Origin of the sequence: Oceanobacillus kapialis (assembly GCF_044790185.1) — a bacterium.
Lineage (GTDB): Bacteria > Bacillota > Bacilli > Bacillales > Amphibacillaceae > Oceanobacillus_B > Oceanobacillus_B kapialis.
The window spans coordinates 731,851-744,045 of record NZ_CP085256.1; the positions used below are offsets into that span (position 1 = coordinate 731,851).

A 12,195-nucleotide genomic window follows, 5' to 3' on the forward strand; every position below is an offset into this window, starting at 1 on the left:
ACACCTTTAGTTGTTTGGTTAATTTTTACTTTCCCATAATACAATTACAATGTTGTGTGAAATATATCAAACTAAAATACAACTCCTAAATATTTACTTGCACAAGAATGACATGTATTATCATCGATGCGGTGTTCAGTTGCTAATTTTTCTCCACAAAATTGGCATTTTCGGTATTGTCTCTTTCTAGAGTTAATGGTCTTCATAAGTAATTCTAAAATCCTCTCTTGTTGATTCTCTTTATTCATTAATTTTATACTACTCCACGGTAACAAATGCTTTTTATATTGACCAGAAGGTAGTAAAACCATATATCCATCCCATCGTGTTGCTATGTACCCAAATTCCAGCCCCTCATTCGTTGTTTTAATATACACCTCTGGTTCATTAGCAAAGCCCTCTACCTTAAAATATTGGATAAAGTCGGTTAAATTATTATTAGCATCCTCTTGAAAATAATGATCGTATAGAAAATACACCCATCCTTGAGCCTTAGTTCTTAAAGATTTCAATTTTGTTCAAATCCTTCCCGAATAATATTACTATTATATCATTTCAACGACTTATTAAATTGGTGTATAATTTTAATAGAATTAGGCGCTTCCGCTTTTGTTCAACCCTCTTGTTTTTCTATAAATTCAAAATGAGAAAGCTGTAATTTTTGGTCTAATCCTTCTAATTTACTTACAAGGTTTGAATCTTCAATTTCATATTTTAAGTTAATAATCTCTGCTGCATACTGGCTAGACTCTATGTCACTTTCTTTAAGTGCGAATTCTATTTCTAACAACTCATTTTCATTTTCAAACTGAATTACAAGTTTATCATCTTGTAACTCATAAGAACCCTCTTCATAACCCATTTTATTTTTTACTTTATTCCCATCTGAAAATTCTAATGTCATGATAGAGTGAAGATTGGAAGGTTCGTTAGGAGATCCAACGACACTAACATCGAACGTTTTTCCCGACAATTCGTCGTTGCTACAAGCTGTGATGATGAGTATGGATAGAACTGCTATTAGTATTAAAAAACTTTTTTTCATATTAGGTTCCCCCTTTAATTTGTAATACGATGAAGGGTGTGTATAAGTTTCGGAAAACTTAGTTAATTTTTATTCAAAAGAACTACCTAACGTGTAATTGTTTATGTGTTATCTTTTTGTCATTCCTTTTTAAAAGTGCCATGGGTAGTGCATATTATGCTTCTCGTCCTGTTTATCGTTAATTTTCTTTTGGTAAGTAATGGCGATCTATATTCGCCTTACCATCAACTTATCAAGACCATTAAGTGATCCAAACTATACACTAACATCGAAAGTTTTCCCGGACAATTCGTAATAGTATCAAGTTGAACTTAAAAAAGCCATTTCATTTATAATGAAATGGCTAAGTATATTAAGGTATTCAGTATATCATTATGATTTTAGAATCTGGTCATTAACAAAAGCCTTTATAAAAAATATCTCATTATCATTAGGATCCCTATTATTTTGTGACTTAAAGGACTCTAAAGCATCTTCTAAGGAGATAGATTTTACAGCTTTACTTGCCGCTGTTAACTCTTCCCAATATAAATTCATTTCATTTAAATCACAAATTGATTCATGCCCAAGTATAAACTTTTCAGCATTATACTTCGAAATATCGTTAATCATAGGCAGTAACAGGGACTGTTTGTAATGGAACAAAGAGTTTGTTGTTGTACCATATGCGCAATCACCTAAAAAAACAACTTTTTCGTCTGGAATAGAAACGATGGTGGAGTCGTCTGTGTGAGTACTGTTTATTCTTTCGAGCTTGCATATCTTGTTTCCTAAATCAATTGTTAACATATTTTCAAAGATTAGATCGGGCGACCTTAATTTAAAGTTTTCTCTATTTGGTATCTCGTTTTGTATAGTCTTCATACACATATCGCTCATCTGGTTAGTACTTACATACTTTTGAAGCGATTGATCATCAAAGGAATAACCCTTCCATTTTTCTATAATCCCGTTCGTTAGACTATTAACTATAACAGTTGCATCAAATTCATTCATACCCAAAAAGTGATCCCAATGTCCATGAGTAATAACCATATATTTGACTGGGGGTACTTCTAACTTCTCTATCTCTAATAAAAAATCTTTAGCATGCTGAGAGGAATTACCAGCAATTACCAGCATCTATTATTAGACTATATTGATCGCCATGAATCAAACCTAACGTTGGTCGTTCTTTATCATCCTGATTAGGTAAATAATAAATTGAATCACTTATTTTATTTAACATGTTGTGTCTCCTCGATTCTAGAAAATTGATTCTATGAAAGAGAAAATCTACATGCTTATTCTAGAACTAATAAAATAATAGGAGATTTTCTCATTTTACTTTTTTACCATTGGACTTGTACCTCCTAATTTCGTTATGGAAAAGTATACCACAAAACGGCATAGGGTTTGGGAAAATTCTTAATACTTTACGTGAAATGTTTTACTTAATAAGATATTATTGAATCGAATATAAATAGAATGTAGGGAAGTATATGAAAATTTATTCACCAGAACTGGGATTCTCAGATATTATGGGCCCAAAATTAAGGTTAATAGTAGAGCAGCAATTATCTGATGACTTAAAAGAGTATGGAATAATAGCGAAACAGTATAAATTTGATTGGTCTGAGAGTTGTATAGAAGGACACGAAACAAATTATTTAGACGGGCGAGTGGAAAACTTTTCGGGAATTAATGTCTTCAATGAAAATGATGAGCAGATTGCAGAGGGCTGGATGGAGTTTATTCATGAACCACAATATGACTTTTTCATTACATATTGGGAATACCTTGATGTATATAGGATGGAAAAAGAAATAAGCATTAAAGAAAATTCTGGCATTCCCTCTCATGTATATACTAAAATTCCTGAGTGTGTGCGGAGTAGCTATAAAGCTTAGGTATTGAAATAGGTTGTACTTCTTATTTAATCTAGTGGATCTTCTTCGTTAAGAACTCAGGGCTGTTTGGCTGCTAGACTTAACTTACATCCAGCCTAATTAGCCCATTCAAAATTTCTTATACGTAACCCTTGCTTCTTGGCAAACTTATTAATCGCTCTAATCAGGCTACTCTTAGATATAGAAAATGACTGATGAATTTCTCTTTTTTCATCAATTACATACTCTTCAAATACTATAAAATTAGTTAAGTCCATTTTCTTAACTACAAATTGATTGCATTCATATTCACCATATCTGATATTAGCAGAATATATAAACTGAATAATACCGTCATAATATTCTTGATCGGTAATTTCCGTTTCTAAAAAGCTTGAAAGTATTTCTCTCATCTATACACATCCTTTACACTAAAAGTAATCCTTTAAAATTTTCACCCAACCGAATACAGCTATAATCAACAGGATTAACCAAAGGACTCCTACACGCAGAATTCTGGGAATGGAAAACCAGTATGCTACAAATTTTATAGAGGTTTTACTTTGATTTTTATCCTTTTTAATCGAATTCCCCCCTAACCTAAAAATAATGAACTTTCAAAATAAAACTGTGAGTATAGTTATAATTGAATGATGCTTTTAAAGCTATTGTACACTATTAATTCATGCATCTGGTTTAAAGTATATAAAAAGGGAATGATTGATTTGAAAGTTACCATCCAAAGTATTTTCATTATCATTGGTTTGGTTGTTGCAACTATTTTAGGGGTAAGTGCGCAAAGCATTTCCTATTATATAAATGAGCAAATGCCAATAATTAGTTTAGCGACATCTATAACGATTGTGACTTTACTTAGTATTGGCCTGTTTATCTTTATCCCAAGTTTTTTATTTATTTCTAAAAAACTAGGGAAAGAATTAGCAACTGTATTTCTCGTTTTGACTATATTAATAGGATTACCGATATCTGGTTGGTCATTTTTTGTTTGGGCGATGTGGATGGGTTAAATTGTTTATTAGCCCCAATTGAAACCTTTAGCCACTGATAATTTAATAAGGATACCTCGAAATTTAGAAAAAAACTTATGGCGTAGCCCAAATTAAATATAAATAACCAGTGAAATAGCGCTCCTCCCTAATGAGCGTTAATTTAGATGCCTTTACAATTTCAGAGATATTTCTGTTCTGATGGCATCCTACAACCTTTACTGCCAGAGGGTTCAAGGATTTTTGCAACCATGCCAATGGTTTGTTTGTACTGATGCCGTGCTCCAACATTAGTATTTTTCCATCTGGCTTACACCACTTTTGAAAGCTATTTAGAACATTTACAGGTTCTTGATAGGCACATAAGCTGCCGGAAGATATGATTGTATCAAAACTGTTCTCGTCAAATTCAACCTTTTCCACGTCATCTTGAATAAGGGTTGTTTTAAAAGGATAATTTTTAGCCGCATTCTGTGCAGATTTCAACATTGCAGGACTAAAATCCAATCCTGTCAGTTCAATATCGCTACTATAGAAAGGGAAATTTAATCCTGAACCAATGGCAACTTCCAAAACCTTTCCATTGGCTTCACGAAAGATTCGTTGACGGAATTCAGAAGCCTGACCGTTTTTTCGTCGCTTATTGTATTTATGAGCTTGCTTATCAAACTTTTTAATTAATGATTGACGATCCATACCATCCCTCTATCTCCTGTTCATCAGGACATTTTTATTTAGCGGAATAAGTGCATTTAACCAAGTCGAGTAAGTCCAAGGTTGCTTCAGCGGATCACCTATCGAATTGGGCCACTTGGAAAACATCTGATCGAATAATCTTCTCAAAGATTACTTCTAATTTAGAAATAAATTAAAGCATCCTTTTTTTCTACCTCTTACTTATATATTACTCTATGTAAGGTTTTATTTTATTAAAATTCTTAGTTTCTATAGCATTAGATTCCAAACATAGTTTGAATAAATTTTGCTGGTGGCCATCATTTGAAAGGCTATAGGAAGGATTTAATTCTTAGCTAGTTAGGATTACTGTTTCCAGCAATCACTCCACGTTGTAATGTGGCTTATACTTATTACTCCCAGGCAATACCTTAATCTTATTCCATTCTACAATCGCTTCCTCACGACTTTTCCCCTGATTATTAGAATCAGCAAAAAAATCACGAATAAATTGATTGTATTCAAACTGAGGTGCAATTTTCTTCTTGTATGATGGGTCTTTCTTGCGTTCCTCTTCTTTATACCAAGCTTCCACAACGTCTCGATACGTTTTACCAATGTTGTTTTTAAAATAGTTTTGGATATAGGTTGAAAAATGAAAATTAGGAATCACTGTCTTAAAGAAAGCTCTTACGTGTTGGCTGCAACGATGATTTTCTAAAATGACTGTATCAAGACTTAAATTCATCTGCTGCAGTGACTTAGTATGTACATTTGATTTTCTAATAGGTTTTTTGATCTCTCCTGTTTGAAGGAAGGTTTCAATTCTATTGGAAATCTCCATTTTTGAACCAGACGCACTAATCCCATTTTCCCGGCAAAAAGATTGCAATTCTTCTTTCAACCAATAAAAATTCTTAAAATGATCTACACTAATATCTTTTGTTAAGCTTGGTCTCATGTTCTACACTCCTACATTATCTTTACTTTACTTTATTTTAGAACAATTGTTCCCGCTTATCAAAATTAACCGAACCAATTTTTGAAATTATTCTTCTTTCAATGTCTGACGAGTTAGTTCTATAAAAGATAGTAGAGGTATTGTCAGTTCCTTATTTTTATGCCAAGCAATCTGCGTGAAAAAAGAAGGAATAGATTGCTTCCAATTTAGTTCTTTCATACGGCCTTCCTCAATATCCCTTTTTACGACCATAGCTGGTAAGATAGCTATTCCTAATTCGGCAATAACACATTGTTTAATTGCTTCAATACTAACAAACTCAAATTTATTGGCCGGGAAAACATCAGCTTCCCGCAAAGTATCCTCTAAAATGGTGCGGTAGGAACATCCTTTTTCAGTTAAGAGAAAGGTTTCCTGTTCCAAGTCTTTTGTGACCACTTTATTCTCCCACGCTAAGGGATGATCTGGAGAAGCTACTAGTTTCATATCATCCTGAATTAAGGATTCCATGGTTAGTGAATCTCCTGGTTTCATTACATCCATAATAAATGCTATATCAAGTTCCCCCTTAAGTAGTTGTTCTTTAGCCATTTCATCAGAGTGAGCTGGCTTAAATACCAGCTTGACATGAGGAAATTGATTCTTAAATTCTTTTAATATTGGTGGAAGTCTGTAAGTACATTGGCTTTCTTGTGCTCCAATTACAATGGTGCCGGATGGTTCTTTCATCCCGCCGGTAACGATTTTTGCTTCCTCAGAAAGGGAAATCATTTTCTCCGCATAACTTTTAAATTGTTTTCCTGCCTCTGTTAGATATAACCTTTTCCCTAATCTTTCAAATAACTTTGTATCAAGTTCTGTTTCGAGTGATTTAATTTGTGCCGTCACACTGGATTGCGCAAATTTAAGGATCTTCGCTGTTTGCGTGAAGTTTAGAGTCTCTGCAGCGATTTTAAACGTCATTAATTGTTTTGTCTCCAACCTGGTCACCTCTATAAATCGAAATTTACGATTGATGTAATCAGAATAATCATCTTTATTGATTAATAAATCCATTATAAGCTATGACTAGCCAGACAGCAATTTAATATAAAGGAGCATGCAATATGAAAATTGGAGTCATTTATGGAGGAACAAGGGTCACTGGGAATACCGAGACGCTTACAGAAAGAGTTATTCAAGGTTTACCTGTAGAGAAAATCTATTTAAAGGATTATCACATTAAACCAATTAACGATGAGCGACATACTCAAGATGGGTTTAAAGAGGTGAATGATGATTATAAAGCAATCCTTGATAGGGTTCTAGATTGTGACATTTTACTATTTGCGACACCTATTTATTGGTTCAGCATGTCTGGAACCATGAAATTATTTATTGATCGGTGGTCACAGACTTTAAAGGATGAAAGATATCCCGATTTTAAAAAAGTGATGGCTGCCAAAAAGGCATACGTAATTGCAGTAGGGGGAGACAACCCTTTACTAAAAGGATTACCTTTAATTCAGCAATTTCAATACATTTTTGACTTTATAGGTATTTCTTTTGAAGGATATGTGCTTGGTAAAGGAAACAAACCAGCTGAAATACTGCAGGATGAGCAAGCATTGAGTATTGCAAGCCAAATTCAAAGAACTTTAGAACGCGAGATAAAGTTGAAGTAACTATAAGGGAGGTAAGAAAATTGGTTTTTAGCATGTTAAAAGTAAGAAACTTTCGTAACTTTTTCCTTTCCGAAATCATATATGCGTTTGGTGTGGGGATGAGTACGGTAGGAGCAAATTGGTACTTAATGGATCAAACAAATTCCACTACAGCAGTTGGGTTTATGCTTGCCTTAAATGTGATAGCAGGCTTTATGATCTCCCCACTTATAGGAATTTTGACAGATAGGATCAATCGAAAAACGATCATTATCTGGACATATTTAATTCAAGCCCTTGCGATATTTGGTATAGCAGCATTGTTTATGTTAGATGAATTTAAAGTAGGGTATCTTTACCTTTTTTCTATTGTAAACGGGATGGGCTGGACGACATACATGTCAACATCAAGAAGTCTATTACAGGAGCTTGTTACAGAAGGTGAATTGATTAATGGTAACTCCTTAATTGAAATCTGTTTACAGGTCGGAATGTTTACTGCCGGTGGGGCTTCAGGAATATTTTATCAATACTTTGGATTCGAATTTATATTAGTTTTTAATGCAATTTCCTTTTTGATTAGTAGTCTTTTTATTTATCGAGTCCAACATAAATCTATTATAAGAGAAAGTAGTAGTGATACCTTTTATACTTCTTTTAAAGAAGGAATTAACTTTTTAATGAAAAAGCCTAATGTATTATTTTTGGGTATTGCTGCCATTGTGCCTTTAGTTGCTACAATGATGTACAATGTCGTCCTACCAGAATATGTTAGCAATACTGTAAATGGTAATTCCATCGACTTTGGATTAGCTGATCTGTTTTATGGTGTTGGCGGATTCTTATCTGGTCTAATCGCTGCCCCGCTTGCAAAGAAGTTATCTAACAGGGTAACCGTAATACTTTTCTTTCTTTTATCAATCAGTGTTTTATTTGCGTTAGCATGGAATCACTATGTAGCAATTCTGTTTTTAGGCAGTCTACTATTTGGGCTATGTAACTCTTCACTTAGAATTATAATGAATACAACTATTATGGAAACAGTTCCTAAGTCTTTTATGGGAAGGGCGATGTCCGTTTGGATGGCTATATCTCTTGTGCTTCAGGCAGTCTTCTCTCCTGGGTTAGGAATTTTAATTGATCGCTTCTCGGCAGGATTTGGTTTTATTTTTGTCAGTGGATTAATGTTAATCGGGTTTGTGATATTCCAGATTGTTGTGAGGACAAGATCAGTTAATGTTCAAGAGGGTTTGAATCAGAGGTGTGGTTAGTGCTAGTTGATGTTTCCTGCAAATTTCAAACCACTCAAAGGCTGGATCAAAAGCGTCCAGTCTTTTTCGTATTCAAAAAAGTTCAAAGTCACACTGTACACTAAACAATATTATAACCAAATACGTTTATTATAGAGAAAAAGCAAACTTTTCACCAAACTATTACGTCTAAGTAAAGGAGGGGGGAGAAAAGTGGAAGATTTAACAGTTGATCTACTCGAAATACAAGATAAAGAACAATTACTAGATGAATTGATGCATTGTTATGGACAGCAGATATTACAGCTTACATATTCTTACGTACATAGTAAAGAGGTCGCTGAGGACTTGACCCAAGATATATTTGTAAAGTGTTATAAATCTTTTCATACCTTTAATGGCGGTTCAATGATAAGAACTTGGTTATGGAGGATTGCTATAAACCATTGTAAGGATTACTTGAGAAGTTTGTATAACAAAAAGGTGGTCGTTAGTGAAAATGACTTAACATACATAGGGGGAAGGCAAGAAAGTGTTGAGCAAACGATTATGCGAAAAGATGAGGATCACCATCTATCTTCCACAGTCATGCAATTACCAATAAAATATCGGGAAGTTATTTACCTGTTTTACTTTGAAGAGTTGCAAATAAAAGAAATTTCCTTGGTGCTTGAAGTAAAAGAAAGCACGGTAAAAACGAGGCTAAAAAGAGCAAAGGAAATCCTGAAGAAAGTATTGGGGGAATGAACGAATGGAAGAACGATTGAAGGGTCTTCGAAAATCGATGGAAAATACTACATTTAGTCAATTGCACTTCACAGATCAACACCGGAAAAACATCTATGGAAAGATTAAAAAGAACGATGAAGGTAAAGAAGACATTATGTTAGCAGTTTTGCAAATTCTGAAGCAAGAAAAAACCGGCTATGAAATTATGCAGTTATTACGTGCCAGGGGGATACAAAAATATGAGGGAGAAGAAGGTTTTTTATATACTATGCTGCATGAGTTAGAGCAAGATAAATGCATAATTTCAAGATGGAGTAAGTCGGGAAAAAAGCATTATCATATAGGTGGAAAAGGCACAAAGTATTTACAGAGACTAGAAAATAACTCTACTCATAAAGGGATTACATTAAAAGAATTAATGGGGAGATGAGTTCAAATTGGATAAGAGAGGAGATTCTTTTTTAAGCGAAGTTACAAAGCATGTTCGATCGAAGGAAGCAAAGAAATTTATTAGGGCTGAATTAGAAGACCATTTAAACGAAGCAAAAAACAGTTTGAAAGAGAAAGGGTTTAATAATGTAGAAGCAGAAAATAAAGCTGTAGAACAAATGGGGAGCCCGATCCTACTTGGGGAGAAACTTAATAAACTTCACCGTCCAATGATTGATTGGTGGTTAATTATTTTACTTATTATCATAATGGGTTTAAGTTTTACACCAGTACTTTCCTTATGGAGTACTGAACACACGGATATGTCTTACATTTTAAGAAGCAGGATATTTACAGTTGTTCTTGGTTTAGCAATTGTATTTGGAATGATGAGGTTTGACTACCGTAAATTAGAAAAGTATGGGTGGGTGTTTTACTTATTTGGAGTACTACTTCTGCTGTCCTTGCTCTTGTTTCCTACACATGTTTTAAATGGAGAGCTTGTTATAATTAATGGATTTTTTACAATTAGAAGCTTTATGGCTTTACCTTTCTTATTTTTAGCTTGGGCTTCATTCTTTAATAATAGTAAGTTAAAAGTTTGGCAATTTGTATTGTTGTTCTTGCTCTCTTTATACTTGTTCCTTGTAATGGCAAATTTCCCTGTAACTTGTATTTATATTAGTATGGTATTTGTAATGCTTTGGTGGAGTAAATTAGTAAAAAAGAAAATACTCTTGATTACTGTCCTATCATTCTTTTTTGCTGGATGGATTATTTGGGGGAATTTAGAAACATACCAATTAGATAGAATTATGGCGTTTCTAAATCCAGAAAACTACGCTACTGAAGAAGGGTATATGTATTTAGTTAATAGAGAAATGATTACATCAGCTGGTTGGTTTGGTACTACAGGGTTGGAGGAATTTACACACCAAGCACATACTGACTTTGTTCTTGCTAGTTTGATCTATGACTATGGCTATTTATTTGCGATTATGTTGGTATTCGTTCTTTCTCTTTTTGTAACAAGGATGTTTATAATCGCTAATGGGATACAACACCATTTTGCTAAGTTACTTCTTGTTGGGGCAATCACCCTCTTTGTAGTGCCGGTTGTTTATAATGTTGGAATGACACTGGGGCTATTACCCATCATTTCAATTTCGTTACCATTTATTAGTTATGGAGAGATGCCAACCTTGTTTAATACCTTTTTAATGGGTATATCACTAAGTATATTTCGCAGGAAAAGTCTACTAATTGGTGAGGTACATAAAGGTAAGAAGAATGTTTAAATAAATTAAAGATGTTGCCTTATTATTAAACTCAGATATTGGGGCAACTTTTTTAGTTTATTGTACGAGCAAGACAATGACCTCCACGAAACTTTTATAAAAGAAAAACGTACGTATAATAGATTAAACTTAAAAAACTAAAAGGGTGTTTCATATGTTATGGATTTTTACGCAAAACAAACAGAGTTTGATAAATGTACATGAAGTTATGGTAAGCGGAAAAAAGGTAGTAGGTGTAATTTACGGATCTACATTAAGCGACCATAAAGTACTAGGAAAGTACCACTCTGAAGAGAGAGCATCGGAGATTCTTCATGATATTTTTTCAGAGGTTGAAGAGTGGGGCGGCTCTATGATAATGAAATTCGCAATGCCTGAAGTATAATTGTACAAAAAAACAGCTCAAACAACTGAGCTGTTTTTCAGGCTTTAACTCTATGTAACTTCTAGCTGTATTGGTCAATTATATTTCGAATCGTTTCTTGGATTCCATGGGCATTTGTTTTTGATACTTCGAAACGAACGAAAGACTCATCTCGATCCAATGCTTCTGCGAATAATCCAGAAAGGCCTCTTGCCCGTTTGTCTATTTGCATGATAACTTCTACTTGGCCATTACCTGTCGGGGTAAATAGTAACTCAATTTCATCTAGTACTCCTTTATAAGGTCCAGACCTTGGCACATATTCAAACTCTTGAATAAATGGAAGTCTTCCTCTAAATCTGCGGGGGGCTTCTTTTGTCTCCACTTCACGTAGTGAAAATCCCAGCGTATAAACAGCTTCCAATACTGCTGCGACCTCTGGTGAGGGCTTAACCTCGATAGAATCTTTATCACCAGGGTCAATTGCATTTTTAATCTCCAAACCTGTGCTTAACCACACTTTAGTTCTTCCTACTGTTAATGGCGTGTCTTCTGGTAGGACAAAAGAAAAAGGGAATTCTAGCTGCTCTTCAGGCTTCACTACAAGAGAATCTGTTATTTTAAATTTATCAATTATTACATCAACATTGTATTTCTTGTCATCTCTTTCTTTAATGTACTTCGTGTTAACTGACAGATAGATTTGGTCGATTTGCTGTTCTGTTTTTCCCCCTACAATTTTGACAACCCCCTTAACAGTTTCACCTGCTATACACTGGGTGTTGTCTAGCTGTGCATCCACCTTGGCGCTGCCGATTCCAATACTTGAAAGCATTTTGTTAAACATACACATTCCTCCTTGTTATTTGGAAAAGATTCCACTCGTTTTCAGCTAGAATATTTTACATACGTACAATCTAATATTA

At 34.1% G+C, this 12,195-nt stretch carries 16 protein-coding genes; 8 read left to right on the top strand and 8 right to left on the bottom strand.

What is annotated here, in order from left to right; translation table 11 throughout:
- Window positions 1-71: 71 nt before the first annotated feature.
- The 3 genes from LG273_RS03895 to LG273_RS03905 all read right to left on the bottom strand — a co-directional run bounded on the left by LG273_RS03895 (window position 72) and on the right by LG273_RS03905 (window position 2,167).
- Window positions 72-512 carry a hypothetical protein gene (locus LG273_RS03895; protein ID WP_404457914.1) on the bottom strand — a complete coding sequence of 147 codons (441 nt, stop codon included), beginning with the start codon at window positions 510-512 and terminating at the stop codon, window positions 72-74.
- 101 nt (window positions 513-613) lie between these two features.
- Window positions 614-1,045, bottom strand: a complete 432-nt coding sequence (locus LG273_RS03900; RefSeq protein ID WP_404457916.1) for a hypothetical protein — start codon at window positions 1,043-1,045, stop codon at window positions 614-616.
- 372 nt (window positions 1,046-1,417) lie between these two features.
- The gene (locus LG273_RS03905) at window positions 1,418-2,167 is read right to left on the bottom strand and encodes an MBL fold metallo-hydrolase (RefSeq protein WP_404457919.1); all 750 of its coding nucleotides are present in this window, start codon (window positions 2,165-2,167) and stop codon (window positions 1,418-1,420) included.
- A 359-nt stretch (window positions 2,168-2,526) separates the two neighbouring features.
- Between LG273_RS03905 and LG273_RS03910 the strand changes: the two genes are divergently transcribed.
- Window positions 2,527-2,934, top strand: a complete 408-nt coding sequence (locus tag LG273_RS03910; RefSeq protein WP_404457922.1) for a hypothetical protein — start codon at window positions 2,527-2,529, stop codon at window positions 2,932-2,934.
- Between the two features lie 95 nt (window positions 2,935-3,029).
- Here the strand turns inward: LG273_RS03910 and LG273_RS03915 are convergent, their stop codons facing one another.
- Complete coding sequence (locus LG273_RS03915) at window positions 3,030-3,326, bottom strand: hypothetical protein (RefSeq protein ID WP_404457924.1); 297 nt, start codon at window positions 3,324-3,326, stop codon at window positions 3,030-3,032.
- Window positions 3,327-3,563: 237 nt separating this feature from the next.
- Here LG273_RS03915 and LG273_RS03920 point away from each other — a divergent pair, with 237 nt between their 5' ends.
- On the top strand, window positions 3,564-3,941 hold the full coding sequence (locus LG273_RS03920; RefSeq protein ID WP_404457927.1) for a hypothetical protein: 378 nt from the start codon (window positions 3,564-3,566) through the stop codon (window positions 3,939-3,941).
- Window positions 3,942-4,016: 75 nt separating this feature from the next.
- On the opposite strand, the gene LG273_RS03925 is transcribed toward LG273_RS03920, so the two are convergent.
- The 3 genes from LG273_RS03925 to LG273_RS03935 all read right to left on the bottom strand — a co-directional run bounded on the left by LG273_RS03925 (window position 4,017) and on the right by LG273_RS03935 (window position 6,537).
- Window positions 4,017-4,616 carry a class I SAM-dependent methyltransferase gene (locus LG273_RS03925; protein ID WP_404457930.1) on the bottom strand — a complete coding sequence of 200 codons (600 nt, stop codon included), beginning with the start codon at window positions 4,614-4,616 and terminating at the stop codon, window positions 4,017-4,019.
- Between the two features lie 361 nt (window positions 4,617-4,977).
- Window positions 4,978-5,556 carry a DUF6434 domain-containing protein gene (locus LG273_RS03930; RefSeq protein ID WP_404457933.1) on the bottom strand — a complete coding sequence of 193 codons (579 nt, stop codon included), beginning with the start codon at window positions 5,554-5,556 and terminating at the stop codon, window positions 4,978-4,980.
- A gap of 87 nt (window positions 5,557-5,643) precedes the next feature.
- The gene (locus LG273_RS03935) at window positions 5,644-6,537 is read right to left on the bottom strand and encodes a LysR family transcriptional regulator (protein ID WP_404459468.1); all 894 of its coding nucleotides are present in this window, start codon (window positions 6,535-6,537) and stop codon (window positions 5,644-5,646) included.
- Between the two features lie 125 nt (window positions 6,538-6,662).
- On the opposite strand from LG273_RS03935, the gene LG273_RS03940 reads away from it, so the two are divergent.
- From LG273_RS03940 to LG273_RS03965, 6 genes are all read left to right on the top strand, one after another.
- Window positions 6,663-7,220, top strand: a complete 558-nt coding sequence (locus tag LG273_RS03940; RefSeq protein ID WP_404457935.1) for a flavodoxin family protein — start codon at window positions 6,663-6,665, stop codon at window positions 7,218-7,220.
- Between the two features lie 20 nt (window positions 7,221-7,240).
- Entirely contained in the window at window positions 7,241-8,470 is a 1,230-nt protein-coding gene (locus LG273_RS03945; RefSeq protein ID WP_404457938.1) for an MFS transporter, read from the top strand.
- Window positions 8,471-8,662: 192 nt separating this feature from the next.
- Window positions 8,663-9,196, top strand: a complete 534-nt coding sequence (locus tag LG273_RS03950) for a sigma-70 family RNA polymerase sigma factor (RefSeq protein ID WP_404457941.1) — start codon at window positions 8,663-8,665, stop codon at window positions 9,194-9,196.
- A gap of 4 nt (window positions 9,197-9,200) precedes the next feature.
- Window positions 9,201-9,608: a PadR family transcriptional regulator gene (locus LG273_RS03955; RefSeq protein ID WP_404457944.1), complete on the top strand. Its 408-nt coding sequence runs from the start codon at window positions 9,201-9,203 to the stop codon at window positions 9,606-9,608.
- A 7-nt stretch (window positions 9,609-9,615) separates the two neighbouring features.
- Window positions 9,616-10,905: an FtsW/RodA/SpoVE family cell cycle protein gene (locus LG273_RS03960; protein ID WP_404457947.1), complete on the top strand. Its 1,290-nt coding sequence runs from the start codon at window positions 9,616-9,618 to the stop codon at window positions 10,903-10,905.
- 154 nt (window positions 10,906-11,059) lie between these two features.
- The gene (locus tag LG273_RS03965; protein ID WP_404457949.1) at window positions 11,060-11,290 is read left to right on the top strand and encodes a hypothetical protein; all 231 of its coding nucleotides are present in this window, start codon (window positions 11,060-11,062) and stop codon (window positions 11,288-11,290) included.
- Window positions 11,291-11,351: 61 nt separating this feature from the next.
- On the opposite strand, the gene LG273_RS03970 is transcribed toward LG273_RS03965, so the two are convergent.
- Window positions 11,352-12,116 (bottom strand): sporulation protein, encoded by a 765-nt coding sequence (locus LG273_RS03970; RefSeq protein WP_404457951.1) that lies wholly within the window; start codon window positions 12,114-12,116, stop codon window positions 11,352-11,354.
- Between the last annotated feature and the right edge of the window lie 79 nt (window positions 12,117-12,195).